This window comes from Leifsonia sp. LS1, from assembly GCF_020521355.1.
Lineage (GTDB): Bacteria > Actinomycetota > Actinomycetes > Actinomycetales > Microbacteriaceae > Leifsonia.
This window is the reverse complement of record NZ_BPER01000009.1, coordinates 16,079-30,941: the sequence shown is the minus strand read 5'-3', so window position 1 is coordinate 30,941 and position 14,863 is coordinate 16,079. Positions and strand designations below refer to the sequence as shown.

The following is a 14,863-nucleotide window of genomic DNA, read 5'->3' as shown; positions in this document are numbered from 1 at the left end:
GCCGTCCGGACGGTGATTCGGGGCGTTGGAGCGGAGATCTCCGGAATTACTGCTGCGTACGCAGAGCGGCGGGGCGCACGGCGGCGACGATGCGGGCGGGCACCGTCTCGTCTTGGAGGGAGGTCGTGTCGCCGAGCGGGCGCCCGTCGAAGATGTCGACGAGCAGGCGGCGCATGATCTTCCCCGAGCGGGTCTTGGGGAGGTCGTCGACGATGACGATGTGCCGCGGCTTCGCGATCGCCCCGATCTCGCGCGTCACCTGGTCACGCAGCTCGCCGTCGCCGGGCGCGGAACCGGACGGCACCACGAACGCGGCGACTGCCTGACCGGTCGTGCCGTCGTCGACGCCGACGACCGCGGCCTCCGACACTCCGGGATGCGCGACGAGCGCCGACTCGATCTCGATGGTCGACAGGCGGTGCCCGGACACGTTGATGACGTCATCGAGGCGGCCGAGCAGCCACACGTAACCGTCCGCGTCCACGGCCGCCCCGTCCCCGGCGAGGAAGTAGCCGCGGTCCGCGAACGGCGCCCAGTACGAGTCGCGGTACCGTTCGGGGTCTCCCCAGACGGTGCGCGACATCGCGGGCCAGGTGCCGTCGATCACGATCGAGCCCCCGGAGCCGCGCGGCACGTCGTCGCCGCGCTCGTCGACGACGCGCACGGTCACGCCGGGCACTGCGACCGTCGCCGAGCCGGGCTTGAGCGCCGTGACACCCGGGAGCGGCGCGACGATCGCCGCGCCCGACTCCGACTGCCACCACGTGTCGACGATGGGCGCGTGGCCGCCGCCGATCTGCTCGCGGAACCAGACCCACGCCTCCGGGTTGATCGCCTCGCCGACGGTTCCGAGCAGGCGGATGCTGGAGAGGTCCCAGCGGTCGCCGAGCCCGTCCGGGAACCAGGTCATGAAGGTGCGGATGAGGGTGGGCGCCGTGTAGTAGGTGGTGACTCCGTAGCGCTCGATGATCTCGAAGTGGCGGGCTGTGGTCGGCGTGTTCGGCGTGCCCTCGTAGATGACGGAGGTCGTGCCGTTGGAGAGCGGGCCGTAGAGCACATAGGTGTGCGCCGTGACCCAGGCGAGGTCGGCGGTGCACCAATAGACGTCCGACTCCTTCGCGTCGAACAGCGCCCAGTGGCTCCAGGACGCCTGGGTCAGGTAGCCACCCGTGGAGTGGACGACGCCCTTCGGCCGCCCGGTCGTGCCCGACGTGTAGATGATGAAGAGGGGTGTCTCCGCGTCGAAGAACTCGGGCTCGTGCACGTCTGCGGCGGTCTCGACCACGTCGTGCCACCACAGGTCGCGGCCGTCGGTCCAGGGGATGCCGGGCGTCAGGTCGCCGGTTCGCCGCACGACGAGCACGTGCTCGATCGCGTTCTCCCCCGCGACGGCGGCGTCGGCGTTCGCCTTCACCGGCACCGCGGCCCCGCGGCGGAACTGCCCGTCCGAGGTGACCAGCAGCTTCGCGCCCGTGTCCTCCACCCGGAACCGCAGCGCCTCCGCCGAGAACCCGCCGAACACGAGCGAGTGGATGGCGCCCACGCGCGCGATGGCGAGGGTGATGACCACGGTCTCCGGGATCACCGGCAGGTAGACGACCACCCGGTCGCCCTTCCCGATCCCGAGCGCGGTGAGCGCGTTCGCCGCCTGCGCCACGCGGCGCTGCAGCTCGACGTACGTGATCGTCTCGGTGTCGCCGGGCTCGCCCTCGAAATGCAGGGCGACCCGATCGCCGTTGCCCGCCTCCACGTGCCGGTCGACGCAGTTCACCGCGGCGTTGAGCCGGCCGCCGGCGAACCACTCGGCGCGCGGGATGCTCAGCTCGCCGTCCGCGCCCCGGGTCGCGGGCTCCCAGGTGTGCGCCGTGCGCCACGGCTCCGCCCAGTCCAGCCGCGCGGCCTGCCGCTCCCAGAACGCCACCGGATCCGCCGCGTCGAGAAAGACGCTCGCGTCGACGTTCGCCTGCCCGGCGAACTCCGGAGACGGCTCGTAGAGCCGACTCTCACGGCCGAGGTTCTCGATGGGGGCGGTCACGATTCGACGGTAGCGGAGGGGCGGGGCACGGGTCGGCGGAGGCGAAACGGGGCGTAATCGGGAGTGAGGCGGGATTATGAGCTCGACCCGGAGCTCATAATCCGTGACGAGCGCCTTATGAGCTCCGCACCCGGTACCGCAGCCGCGCGAACTGCCCCACGGCCTCCGCCGACTCCAGCGTCAGCCGGTCGGACTCCACGCGGCGCGGCAGCAGTGGGGCGCCTCCCGTCAGTGCGACGGGCGCGATCGAGATCGCCAGCTCATCCAGAGCGCCGATGTCGAGGAACTGCCCGGCGAGTTCGCCGCCGCCGACCACCCAGATGTCGCCGTCGCCCGCCGCCTCACGGATCGCGGGCAGGGCATCCGCCACCGCACCGGAGACGAAGCGGATGTCGGCGCCCTCCGGAACCGGCAGCGCGCGGTGGGTGAACACGAAGGTCGGCCGCTCGCCGTGGAACTCCTGCCACCGCTCGGGATGGGCGAGGATGTCGCTCTCGGCGAGCACCCACTCGTACGTCGTCGACCCTTCGACCATGACCGACGCCTCCGCGGGGAGCAGGCCCTCCGCCGGTTCGTCGCCTCCCGGGACCGCGAACAGCCAGGCCAGCGAGTTCTGCTCGTCGGCGATCCAGCCGTTGAGGGTCGTGGCCGTGTCGAAGACGATCTTTCCCATGCGCCGCACGCTACCGGTGACGTCCGACACCGCGGGGTGGGAGCATGAGCGCATGGATGCCGTCGACGCGCTGGACGAGATCGCCTTCTGGCTCGAGCGGGAGCTCGCGCCGACGTTCAAGGTGAAGGCCTTCCGCACGGCGGCGGCGATCATCGCCCCGCTGACGCGCGACGAGCTGGCCGACCGGGTCGCCGACGGCCGACTCACGCGCACGAAGGGGATCGGGGACCGCACCTTCCAGGTGATCTCGCAGGCGGTCGTCGGCGCGGTGCCGGACTACCTCGCCGATCTGCGCGCGAAGAACTCCGAGCCGCTCGACCCCGGCGGCGCCGACCTCCTCGCGCAGCTGCGCGGCGATCTGCACGCCCACACCGACTGGTCCGACGGCACGACGCCCATCGCGGTCATGGCCGCCGCCGCCGCGACCCTCGGCCGCGAGTACCAGGCGATCACCGATCACTCGCCCAACCTCACCGTCGCGAACGGCCTCAGCCCCGAGCGACTGGCCGAGCAGCTGGAGGCGATCGCCGGTCTCGACACCGGACCCGTCACCCTCCTCACCGGGATCGAGGTCGACATCCTCGAGGACGGCACGCTCGACCAGGAGCCGGCGCTGCTCGACCGACTGGACGTGGTGGTCGCGAGCGTGCACTCCAAGCTCCGCTCCGACCGTCGCACGATGACCGCGCGGATGCTCGGCGGCGTCCGGGACCCTCGCACGAACGTGCTCGGCCACTGCACGGGCCGGCTGGTCCAGGGTTCGCGCGGCACCCGACCGCCCTCGGAGTTCGACGCGGAGGCGGTCTTCGCGGCGTGCGCGCAGAACGACGTCGCGGTCGAGATCAACTCCCGCCCCGAACGTCAGGACCCGCCGGACGACCTCATCCGCCTCGCCCTCGATGCCGGCTGCGTCTTCTCGATCGACACCGATGCGCACGCGCCGGGGCAGCTGGACTTCCTCTCCTACGGCGCGGCGCGGGCGGCCGCGAACGGCGTCCCGGCGGAGCGGATCGTCACCACATGGCCGCTGGACCGGCTGCGGGAGTGGCTGGCGAAGGGATAGCGTGCGCGAAGTTCACGTCGTTGCCCTTTCACCTCCGAAATGACCGCAACGACCTGAACTTCGGGAGGGCACGGAGGGGGTCTACAACCCCCATGCCGACGCCGGCGCCTGCACGATCTCCACCGGCCGGGTGCTCCAGTGGGCGCCGTTGGCGTAGTGGCTGGTCGCCCACGGGGACGCCCAGATCGCGGCGGCGGTCGCGTCCGCACTCGTGCCGGCCTGGAGGCCCGCGACGATGCCGGGGTAGCCGCGCTGGAGGTTCTTGGCGCAGTACTCGGCGGCGCTCACCAGGTCGGGATAGCTGCCCAGGCCGGCGCCGCCTCCCGAGCCATAGCCGTTGTTGAGGGGATTGTTCCGGTTCCACCAGTCGGGCGGGCCGTTCTCCTGGCGCATCCAGCGCAGCATGACGGTCACGTTGGCGTCCGTCTGCGGCCAGCCGCCGAACAGCAGGACCAGCTTCGCCCAGGCCTCGTTGGTGCCGACGCGCGCGAGGGTCTGGAGGCCGTCGGTGGCGCTCAGGCTGTCGCGGTCGATGACCGGCGCGGCGATCGTCGCGTCGACGGCGAGGTGCTGCTCGGGACCGGCTGTGCCGCCGTCCACGGGCGTCTGGCCCGGCGCGACCGTCGATACCGGCGCGGCCAGCACGGTGGCCGCGAGGGCCGCATCGGTAGGGACGATCGAGAACCCGGCCACCAGGGCGACGAGCGCGAGTGTGACACCCAGCCGGTGGTGCAGCGGCATCCGGCGCACCGGCCGCAGTGCGGGCGCGGGCGCGTCGGCAGCACGGCCCGCCGAGCGGCGGCCGTGAGCGCGGGGGGTTGCGGACGCGGGCTGCATACCCGACCGAGAGTACCAAAGCCGTGCTGGAATGGAACCGGGAGAGGGGTGCACCATGACTTCGAGCGACACCACGGCGGAACCCGGTGAGACGCCCACGGCGACGCGGTTCCGGGAGGGTCCGCACCTGCCCGCGCTCGTCGTCACCCTGATCGTGACGGTGATCGCCGGACTGTTCGCCGGCACCTACGCGTGGGCGATGGGTGACCCGCAGCCGCACGACGTCCCGATCGGTCTCGTCTCGACGACACACTCACCCGGCGAGCTGGCGACCGAGCTGGAGGCGCGCACCGGAACCACCTTCGTCGTCCGCCCGTACGCGACCGAGACCGACGCCGAGGCGGCCATTCGTGAGCAGGTCGTCTATGGTGCCCTGGTCGAACAGCTGAACGGCTCGGTGCGGCTCTACGTCTCCAGCGCCTCCGGAGCCTCGGTCGCCCGCCTGCTGGAGGGGGATGCGCCGCGCCTGGAGCAGTCGATCGGCCAGCCCGTCACCGTGGTCGACGCGCATCCCCTCGCCGAGAAGGACCCCAACGGGCTCGTGCTCTTCTACGTCGCCCTCGCGGCCGTCGTCATCGGCTTCGTCGGCGCGATCCAGACCCGTGTCAACGCCGCGCGGCTGACCCTGGCGGGCGAGCTGTTCTGGGATGTGGTGCGGTCGGTGCTGGGCGGCTTCGCCATCTCGTTCACGGTCGGTCCGCTGCTGGGCGTGCTGCCCATCCCGTTCTTCGCCGTCTGGGGTGTGCTCGCGCTGACGATGCTGATCGCGGGAGCGACGTACAGTTTCTGGCGCGTCCTGATCGGCGGACGGTGGGCGATGCTGCCGACCTGGATCGTGTTCGTGCTCATCAGCAACCCGTCGTCCGGCGGCGCGGTCGCGCCCGAGCTGCTGCCGCCGTTCTACCAGTTCATGGGCCGCTGGCTGCCGACGGGCGCGACCGTGCGGGCGGTGCGCGACCTCACCTACTTCCCCGACGACCTCCATCTCGAGCCGTACATCGTGCTGGCGGTGTGGCTGGTCGCGTCGGTCGGGCTCTTCGTCGCCGTGCGGCTGTTCCGGTACGGCCCGGGCGCTCCCGGCGACATCCTGCACACCTGGAGGAGCATCGCCCGACGGCGCGGACGTGCGACGGACGAGGTCGCTGCGGAGGCTCCCGCCGGCTGAGCCCGCGCTATCGTGAACCCGTGGAGCACTGGGCGGACACGGGCACTGTCGACGGCCGGCTCGCGCAGCTCCGCGCCGACTTCCCGGCCCGGATCCGATGGACCGAGGTGCGGGATCAGGACCCGGAGGCGTTCCGTTCCGCTGCCCGCGGCGCGCTGCTGCTTCCGCTCGCGATCCTCGCCACCGTCGCCTGGACGAGCCTGACCGTCGAGATCCCCCTCGCCGTGACGCTGCCGGGCTGGATCGACGGGCTGCGCGGCCTGCTCGTCGTCGCCCTGCTGTTCACCGCCCTCCTGCTGTGGATCTTCGCAGTGGCGTTGTTGTCGCTCCCCGCCGACACACGGCGGGCGATCGCGATCCGGCGCTTCGGGGACCGTCACGGCCTCGCATTCCAACGCCTCGGCGCCGCACCGCCCCCGACAGGCATCCTGTTCGCCGAGGGCCCGGTCGCCACACCATCCGCGAGACGCGGTGGGACGCGGACGGGCCGGCTGCAGCCCACGGTCACCTCCCGGTTCCGCGCCGAGTTCGCCCTGACGGACGGCGGGACGTTCGGCGACCCGGGCCTCCAGCTCGCGGTGGCCACCTACACGGGCGGCAAGAACGACCCGAAAGGGCCGCGGGGCGCGTTCCGGTATCTGGCGACCCGGATGCCGCGCCCGCTGCCGCACCTGATGATCGACTCGCTGCGCAACGGGCGCCTCCGGGCCGTCCTGCCGGGAACGCAGCGCCTCTCGCTGGAGGGGGACGTCGACCGTCACTTCGCCGTCTACGTCCCGGCCGGTTACGAGCGCGACGCGCTCCAGCTGCTCACGCCGGACGTGCTGGTCTGCCTCCTCGACCACGGTCGCCGGTGGGACGTGGAGGTGGTGGATGATCGGGTCTTCGTCGCCTCCACCCGCTCCCGCCGCTGCTCGGACCGCACCGAGATCCCGGCGCTCCTGCGGTTCGCCGAGCTGATCGGCACGGAGCTCGGCCACCAGGCGTCCACGTACACGGACCCGCGGGCCCGCGAGCCGCGCACGCAGGTCGCAGCGGCCGGGCGACGGCTCCGGCGGCGCTCCGGGGTCTGGGTCGCGGTGGCCATCGCCGCCGCGGTGGCGGCGATGCTCGCGTTCCCCCACGTGCTCGGTTGGGTGCTCGACAACACGTGAGCGCAGGGGCGCGGCGACGTGGAGCGCCTGCGCCTAGTGCCTGGTCGTCTCGTTGAGCCGCGCCAGCAGGTCGGCGAGCCGCCCGACATCCTCTGCACCCCACTGCCGCAGGCCGAGGTAGAGCTTGGCCTGGTCGGCGGCGCGGGCCTCGTTGACTTTCTCGATCGCCGGAGGCGTCGCGACGAGGAAGCTGGCGCGGCGGTCGGAGGGGTCGACCTCGCGTTCGATCAGTCCGAGGTCTTCGAGGATGCGCACCTGGCGGCTGACCACGCTCTTGTCTGTCGCGAGCATCCCGGCGAGCGCTCCCGCGTGCAGCGGACCCGTGCGGACCAGGGTGCTGAGGAGACGGAACCCGACCGGCTGCAGGTCGGGGTGGACCTTCGCAGCGCGATCGCGCATCCCGGCGCTCACCTGACTGAAGAGGATGGTGAACTGCTCCTCGACCGCGGCGATCGCCTGGTCGACATCTCCTCCGGTGGCGGCGGGGCGGGCGGCGGCGTCGTGCGCAGCCGCCCGGTCCGTGTTGTCCATGGCCGCGATCATAACGGGTCCGGTCAGCGGTCTTCCTGAGCGTTCCGCTCGCCGTCCGACGGGGCGCCCCGCACCGCTCCCACCGAGCCGGTGACGGGTGCGGCGATCATCGCCTCGGCGACCTCCACGAGGTTCTCCTCGGCTGCTTCGACGGCCGTCTCGGGGGTCTTCTCCTCCATCAGCTCGACCGCCGTCTTGGTGCCGAGTTTCACGTTCGGCAGGAAGGCGATGGCGACGACGGTCACGATCGCGAGCGGGACGGCGACCAGGAAGACGTCCGCCACGCCCTGACCGTAGACCGACTCGACGATCGCGCGGACGGCGGGCGGCAGGGTGTTGACCTCGGGGAGCGTGCCGCTCTGCAGCAGCTGCGCGATCTCCCGGCCCTGCGCGCCCAGCGTGGCGAGGATGCCCTGCAACTGCGTGCCGTGCGCGGCCATCCCGTCGGCGACCGTGGTGCCGAGGATGCTGCCCATCACCGAGACACCGATGGTGCCGCCGAGGCTGCGGAAGAAGGCGACGTTGGAGCTCGCCGCTCCCAGCTGCTCGGGCCGGACCGTGTTCTGCACGATCAGGACGAGGTTCTGCATGACCATGCCGACGCCCGCACCGAGGATGAGCATGTAGAGGGAGACGAGCACATAGTCGGTGTCGTATTCGATGGTGCTCATCAGATAGAGCCCGACGGTCAGCAGGATCGACCCGACGACCATGAAGCTCTTCCATTTGCCGAACCGGCTGATCAGGTTGCCGACGATGGTCGATGACAGCAACAGGCCCAGGATCATCGGCAGCGTCAGCAGACCCGACTGGGTCGGTGTGGCCCCGCGGGCGACCTGCATGTACTGGCCGAGGAACACCGAGGTGCCGAACATCGCGACGCCGACCGAGATCGACGCGATCACCGCGAGGGTGAAGGTGCGATTCGTGAACATCGCCAGCGGGATGATCGGCTCCTTCACGACCAGTTCGGTGATGACGGCCGCGACGAGCAGCGCGATCGATCCGCCGACCATCCAGAAGGTCTCCGGGCTCCACCACTCGAAGTCGTTGCCGGCCAGCGAGACCCAGATGAGGAGGAGCGAGATGCCGGCGGCGAGGAAGATCGCGCCGAGGTAGTCGATGCGCACGGTGCGCACGGGGCGCTTCGGGAGTCGCAGCGTGACCTGCAGCAGGATGATCGCCACGATCGCGACCGGGACGCCCACGAAGAAGTTCCAGCGCCAGCCGATCGAGTCGGTGAGCAGGCCGCCGATCAGCGGGCCGCCGACCGTGCCGACCGCCATGACGCCGCCGAAGAGGCCCATGTAGCGGCCACGCTCACGCGGGCTGATGATGTCGGCCAGGATGATCTGGCTGAGCGCGGTGAGTCCACCGGCGCCGAGCCCTTGGACGACGCGGAAGCCGATCAGCATGCTCGTGTCCTGCGAGAACCCGGCGAGGGCCGAGCCGAGCACGAAGACCACCAGCGCCAGCTGGATGAGCAGCTTGCGGTTGAAGAGATCGGCCAGCTTGCCCCAGATGGGCGTGGAGACGGTGGTCGCGAGCAGGGTGCTCGTGACGACCCACGTGTAGGCCGTCTGGTCGCCGCCGAGCTCGGAGATGATCCGCGGCATCGAGGTCGACACGACCGTGCCCGCGAGGATCGAGACGAACATTCCGAGCAGGAGCCCGGACAGGGACTCGAGCACCTGTCGGTGCGACATGGCGACCGGTGATCCGTCCCTGGAGAGTGCTGTTGACATGTGTTTCCTTCACACAATTGGTTGACTGAGAGCAACCATATATACTTAGGTGACCTAAATCAACTAACAAACTGCATTCCTGCAAAATTTCCATCCATGCATGATTTTCTGAAACTTCCTCCGGCAGCGCCGCCGGCCGCCGGACTCCGCGAGCGCAAGAAGGCCCAGACCCGCGCCGAACTCGAACGGGCCGCCGTCGAGCTCGCTCTGGACCGCAGCCCCGACGAGGTCACCGTCGACGACATCTGCGCACGCGTGCCCGTGTCGCACCGCACCTTCTTCAACTACTTCGACAGCAAGGAGGACGCCCTCTTCGGCATCCGCCGCGCGTGGGGCGACCCCGAGCTCGTCGTCTCCCGGCTCGCCGAGGCGTACGACGGCGACCTCGTCGCTGCCGTGGTGGACACGCTGTTCCACGGCCTCCCCGCCGAGACCAGCGACCCCGCGCTCCACGAGTCGCGCATGATCCTCGCCTCCCGCAATCCGGGCATCGTGCAGGGCAGGATGCGGCGCCTCGGCGACCTGCGCGACGGGCTGGTCGGGGCGGTCGCCGGGCTCATGGCGCGCACCTGCGCGGACGACGAGCGGGACGACGCCCCCGCCGATGTCGTGAGCCTCGACTCCCGTGCCGAACTGCTGGTCGTCGCCTGCATCGGCGCGGTGCGGATCGCGGTGCGCGAGTGGGCCGACGCCGGGGCGACCAGCAGCGCGGAGGAGGTGGCGGCGCGCGCCGTCACCGTGGTCCGGTCGCTGACCACCCTGCTGTAATCCCACACCCGTGCCCCACCGCCGCCGATCAATTCCGGAGATCTCCCCGTGCCGGCGCCCATCCACCGTGCGAACGGCGTCTCGCGCGGCGTGTCGCGCTTCCGCTCCGGATCTATTCGGGCCGCGTCAGGACGGCGCTGAGAGGCGCTACCGGGATGCGTCCCTCGGCGGCCGCCGCCAGCCGCGCGTCCAGCGTGACAAGCGCGTCCGCCTGCAGCACCGCGACCGCCAGATACTCGGCCGGTCCGGGTCCCTCCAGTCACATTCGGCGGTGAGCCGCCACGTCGTCGCCCGCGAGACGCGGTCGCCCGGCAGCCGGACGCGAAGGGAGGCGACGCCCTCGAGACGGGCGCGACCCTCCCGCTCGCTCCGCGCGCCGGAGCCCACCTCGGCGTAGAACAGCCGAAGGGCGTCGGAGCGCAACACGGCCGGCCCGACCAGGTTGTCCCCCGCCGCCGGGGGCCCGGGCTCCCGCTTCCACGAGCTGAAGGGCGACCACGGCGTCGATCGCGTAGCGGGTCATGGCCGCCAGCGTACGCCGCCACCCGCGCGGAGCGTCACGCCCGCCGCCGTCGACCTGCCGGCCGGGCGAGGATGCCGCCGACCATCAGGGCGCCGAGAGCGCTGACGGCCAGTGCGAGCGCACTCACGCCGAAGCGGCTTCCCGTCGCCGCCAGGCCACCCGAAGTCGACCCCGTGTGCGGTGGTTCCGGGCTGGTCGGCGCTCCCGTGCCTCCGGGCCCCGTCGACCCGTCACCGCCCGGAATGACCTCGGGGTCGGTGACCGCCCAGGTGACGGTCGCCTCGGCGTCGGCGGAGACGACGAGGCCGCCGGGGCCCAGCGCATCCACGGTGGCCGTGTTGGTGACCGCGCGTGCCACGAGATCCTCAGCCGAGAGAGACGATGACGCAGTGGCGGTCACCGTAGCACCGGCGGGCAGCTCGCCAGCAGGGTACGCGCCCCACTGGATCGACAGATCCTGGACTCCGTCGAGGTGCTCCGTCAGGTCGACTGCGGCGAGATCCGACGCCCCGGTGTTGCTGATCGTGAAAGTCCACTGCACGAGATCGCCCAGCTTTGGATCGTCGTGGATCGCGCCCTCCTTGACCAGCCCGATCGCGACGGAGTCGAAACGGTAGCCGAAGTCGACATCGTGCACCGCGTCGCCCACGTCGAGCACGATCGACCCGGAGTCGCTATCGGTGTCTCCATCCCTGTCGTACACGTTGACGATGTGTTCGTCCGGCGCCGCGCCCAGCGAATCCACGTCGACGACGGTGCGATATCCACCCGCGCGGAGGCCGTCGAATTTATACCCGCCGTCACCGTCCGTCACGGCGACGGCGACGAGATCGCCCGACTCGGCGAGCAGCCGCACCGACGCTCCGGCGACGGGACGCGTGTCCCTGAGGAGTTGCGGATCGTTCGCCTGCACCCAGACCGTGCCGTCGATCGAGCCCGCGACCACGTCGACGACGGCACGGTTCGACTCACCGAGATGCCCTCCCTTCTGGAGCCACGTGTCGACCGTGTTCGCGAAACGATCGCCATTCCTCGCTCCATCGACGCGCGCCGCGACGCGGAGCGCGATGAATCCCGCTCCGGTCGTACCGAAATCGTCGATCTCGACGCGAAGGGCGGTGACTCCCGCGACATCGGCGAGATCGATGCCATCCGCATCCAGCCACTGGGCTGCATCCGCGTCCGAGAGAATCACGGATGGATCAGAGGTCGTGTACAGCAGACGCATCGGGGCCGAGCCGGCGCCCGAGAGCTCCGCGGCGGTCACGACGAGAGAGCCGCTGAACCTGCTGCCGCGCGCGTCGCCGTCGTAAGGCAGCACATCGATGAACGACGCTGCTCCCGCGCTCGAGCTGGTGGTGTTGTACCAGCGTGCCTCCCACCGAGCGGTATCACCCGGCTGCACGGTGCTGTCGCCGACCACGAGCTTCTGTTCGCTCACCGCTGCGAGCTGCTGGACCGAGACGGTGTTGACGGCCGTGCGGGTGTCGTTCGCCTGGGTGTTCCCGGTGGCGTGGACGACGGCGGTGGTGACGAGCGCTCCCGTCTGCGGCGCGAGCATGTCCGTGGCGACGCTGTAGGTGAAGGTCGGCAGCTCTCGGGAGGTGTCCCACTCCCCCGCATACGCGTAGTGCAGGGTGGCGCCGGTCTCGGCGTCTCCGCCTACGGTGACGGTCCAGCCGTCGGGTACGGCGCCGACCTCCACCGATCGAAGGCCCGCGGGCAGGGTCACGTCCATGCCGAAACCCTGCAGCGTCGCGGTGTACTCCGCTCCGGGCGGAGCGGTCGCCACCGGCGTGACGGAGTAGTCGAGCGGGCTGCCGGACATGATCGAACCCGCCGACGAGACGATCGCGGTCGAGAGCCGATAGCTGCCGACGACGATCTCCGATGAGGCGGTCCTGCCCTCGGGCTTCTCGTCGAACCGATAGACCGAGGTGTCGGCGACGACGGTTCCGACCGGCCCCACGAGGCGGAACGGAACGCCGACCGTGAACCATGCGTACAGCGGATCGGCGCCCTGCTTCCACACCCCGGCGGTGTAGGCGACGCGGATGCCGGACACGTTGCGCACTCCTCCGGCGGCCTCGATCGAGTCGAACCAGGTGTTCGACTCCGGGTCCGCGGCGTCATCGCCCGCGGTGTACTTCACGACATACCGGTTGGAGGAGATGCCCGTCGTGGCCAGGTTCTGCCCGACGAAGATGCGCTGGCCGTCGACGATCTGTTGCTCTGCCGGGTTCCAGAAGTCGTACGCCACGAGATTCGAGAGGCCGGTCGACAGTTCGTTCACCGTGTCCGCCCTCACCCGCAGTCTGGCGGCGACGAGCGAGCCGGGAGCGACCTCGCGGTCGAGCGCGGTTCCGCTCGTCAGCGCCGTGAAGGCCGAGGAGAGCTGGGCCGGGTCTCCGGTGACCGCGCCGGCGGCGTCCTGATCCGTGAAGAGGTAGATCCCCTTGGTGGCAGAACCCGGTGATGTCTCCGCCGGACGGGAGATGGTCCGCGCCACGGTGGTGTTCGTCGTGTCGAGCACGATCGGCGCACCCTCGGCCGTCGTCCAGGTATCCTCAGGCGCGATGGTGTTCGTCACGGTCACGGCGCCCCCGTTGGCCGGCAGATCCGCATACCGCACCCACAGGCGCACCTCGACCCAGGCCGACGACACCGCGCCGAAGCCGTCGAGTGTGACGGTGAACGCGCGGCCGTCCTGGTCGATGGAGGCGGATCCCGAGTCGACGGAGGTGCCGGTCACCTCCGCGTCGAATTCAGTCGCGGCGCTGACGCCCGTGACGCGGAAGGTGTCGCGCATCGCCAGTGGCTGCGGGAGCACGGCGAGGGAGGACCCGATCGCGAACGCTCCTTCCGGATCCTTGATGCTGAGGCGATAGTCGATGTAGCGGGAGTCGACGGGCCCCGCGCCATCGCCGAAATCGTGCGGCCGCGACGTCGCTGCGGTCGCGACATACGACTTCCACAGTTCCGCCCGAGGTTCGCTCACCACGGTGACGGGCCGCGCCTGCGCGGTGAGTCCCGCACCGGCGTTCTGGGCCGCGAGCTGCGCGGTGTAGACGGATCCGCTCGGCACGGCAGAGGAGGGGACCGCTCGCAGGGCGCCGAGCTCGAAGCGGGCCGGATTGCCGGGGAGGAGCGTGTCCACGACGACGGTGAGTGTCCTTCCGTCCGGGCTGATGGCGCCGGTCGCGCGGAGGAGCTCCGTGGAGCTGTTCACAGGGACGAGGCTGTCGCGGTCCCACGACCACCCTTCGGGGAGGGTCTGCTCGAGGACACCTTCGGCGAGATCGGTGGCCGTCACCGTCCAGGAGAATGCCACGACATCGTTCGTCGCGACCAGCCCGTTGGATGGACCGTCATCGAGCGATCCGAAGGACTGGCCGTCGTAGAGCACGCTGATCTCGATGGACGAGATGCCTCCGGCTCCCGCGACGCGCTCCGTCTCCGACTCGGCGGCGGCCGAGGCCCCCGAAAGGCCGACGGATCCGACGAAGACGACCATGACGAACGCGAGCGCCCGCCACCATCGCGACCGACCGAGAAGGTGCGCACGTGCGCGCATATCGAAACTCCACTCACCGCATCACTGACGCCCGGATCGGGCTCTCCGCACGCTATCCGGAGTTCATGCATCAGGCCTACATGCCGTATCGAAGCTCAGTGCCTTCGGCGAGGAATTCCGGGTCCAGCGTTCGATGGACGGTAGACATGGATTACCTACTCGGTACCGCCGCGGCGCACCACCGTCAGCGCAGCGCGGGGCCGTCGAGCACGACCGCGATCAGGCGCTTGGCCGACGCGTCGTCCGTCTCGACCCGGGCGAGGGCGCGCAGGATGATCGCCCCGACGAGAACCTCCCCGAACTCGGACATCGGGACGGTGGGAGCGAGCTGGCCCGCCGCCACCGCCGATTCCAAGCGTGCAGAGAGCGCCGAACCCGCACCGAGCTTGTCGCGGATGCGACGCGTGACCTCGGCGTTCTCCGCTGCGGCCGCCGCGAACGAGCGGATGAGGTTCTCCCCCTCGGTGCGCAGCAGCACGCCGAACACGTCGCCCAGCCACGACTCGAGATCGGCCCGGAGGTCGCCCGTGTCCGGCGGGATGAGCGGCTCGGGGATGAGTACCCCCTCGACCAGGCAGTCGACGACCAGCTCGCTCTTGGAGCCCCACCAGCGGTAGATGGTCTGCTTGCCCACTCCCGCCTCGGCGGCCACTCCCTCGATGGTGAGGTGGTCGTAGCCGCGGGCCGCGAAGAGCCGCGCGGTGGCCTCGAGGATGGCGACGCGCGCCTCCTCGCTGCGAGAACGTCCGCTGCGACCCGACATCCTCACATCCTACGTTCATCTTTCGATACGAG

The 14,863-nt window shown here is 70.6% G+C and carries 11 protein-coding genes; 4 read left to right on the top strand and 7 right to left on the bottom strand.

The window, feature by feature from the left end; all coding sequences use genetic code 11:
* Positions 1-46 precede the first annotated feature (46 nt).
* The gene (gene acs / locus LLS1_RS15550; protein ID WP_226656951.1) at positions 47-2,035 is read right to left on the bottom strand and encodes an acetate--CoA ligase; all 1,989 of its coding nucleotides are present in this window, start codon (positions 2,033-2,035) and stop codon (positions 47-49) included.
* A 115-nt stretch (positions 2,036-2,150) separates the two neighbouring features.
* Positions 2,151-2,708 carry a dihydrofolate reductase family protein gene (locus LLS1_RS15545; protein WP_226656949.1) on the bottom strand — a complete coding sequence of 186 codons (558 nt, stop codon included), beginning with the start codon at positions 2,706-2,708 and terminating at the stop codon, positions 2,151-2,153.
* Positions 2,709-2,760: 52 nt separating this feature from the next.
* On the opposite strand from LLS1_RS15545, the gene LLS1_RS15540 reads away from it, so the two are divergent.
* Positions 2,761-3,771, top strand: coding sequence for a PHP domain-containing protein (locus tag LLS1_RS15540; RefSeq protein WP_226657205.1), 1,011 nt, complete (start codon positions 2,761-2,763; stop codon positions 3,769-3,771).
* 81 nt (positions 3,772-3,852) lie between these two features.
* On the opposite strand, the gene LLS1_RS15535 is transcribed toward LLS1_RS15540, so the two are convergent.
* Positions 3,853-4,608 (bottom strand): hypothetical protein, encoded by a 756-nt coding sequence (locus tag LLS1_RS15535; protein WP_223359158.1) that lies wholly within the window; start codon positions 4,606-4,608, stop codon positions 3,853-3,855.
* 55 nt (positions 4,609-4,663) lie between these two features.
* On the opposite strand from LLS1_RS15535, the gene LLS1_RS15530 reads away from it, so the two are divergent.
* Together LLS1_RS15530 and LLS1_RS15525 are read left to right on the top strand one after the other, a co-directional pair.
* On the top strand, positions 4,664-5,773 hold the full coding sequence (locus LLS1_RS15530) for an ABC transporter permease (protein WP_226656947.1): 1,110 nt from the start codon (positions 4,664-4,666) through the stop codon (positions 5,771-5,773).
* Between the two features lie 20 nt (positions 5,774-5,793).
* Positions 5,794-6,927, top strand: coding sequence for a hypothetical protein (locus LLS1_RS15525; RefSeq protein ID WP_226656945.1), 1,134 nt, complete (start codon positions 5,794-5,796; stop codon positions 6,925-6,927).
* 33 nt (positions 6,928-6,960) lie between these two features.
* Here the strand turns inward: LLS1_RS15525 and LLS1_RS15520 are convergent, their stop codons facing one another.
* Both LLS1_RS15520 and LLS1_RS15515 read right to left on the bottom strand, forming a co-directional pair.
* On the bottom strand, positions 6,961-7,458 hold the full coding sequence (locus tag LLS1_RS15520) for a MarR family winged helix-turn-helix transcriptional regulator (RefSeq protein WP_226656943.1): 498 nt from the start codon (positions 7,456-7,458) through the stop codon (positions 6,961-6,963).
* A gap of 23 nt (positions 7,459-7,481) precedes the next feature.
* Entirely contained in the window at positions 7,482-9,164 is a 1,683-nt protein-coding gene (locus LLS1_RS15515) for an MDR family MFS transporter (protein ID WP_226657203.1), read from the bottom strand.
* A gap of 135 nt (positions 9,165-9,299) precedes the next feature.
* Here LLS1_RS15515 and LLS1_RS15510 point away from each other — a divergent pair, with 135 nt between their 5' ends.
* Positions 9,300-9,971 carry a TetR/AcrR family transcriptional regulator gene (locus LLS1_RS15510; RefSeq protein WP_226656941.1) on the top strand — a complete coding sequence of 224 codons (672 nt, stop codon included), beginning with the start codon at positions 9,300-9,302 and terminating at the stop codon, positions 9,969-9,971.
* A gap of 557 nt (positions 9,972-10,528) precedes the next feature.
* Here LLS1_RS15510 and LLS1_RS15505 read toward each other — a convergent pair.
* Both LLS1_RS15505 and LLS1_RS15500 read right to left on the bottom strand, forming a co-directional pair.
* Positions 10,529-14,068, bottom strand: a complete 3,540-nt coding sequence (locus LLS1_RS15505; RefSeq protein ID WP_226656939.1) for an SdrD B-like domain-containing protein — start codon at positions 14,066-14,068, stop codon at positions 10,529-10,531.
* A gap of 184 nt (positions 14,069-14,252) precedes the next feature.
* Complete coding sequence (locus tag LLS1_RS15500) at positions 14,253-14,831, bottom strand: TetR/AcrR family transcriptional regulator (protein ID WP_226656937.1); 579 nt, start codon at positions 14,829-14,831, stop codon at positions 14,253-14,255.
* Positions 14,832-14,863 lie beyond the last annotated feature (32 nt).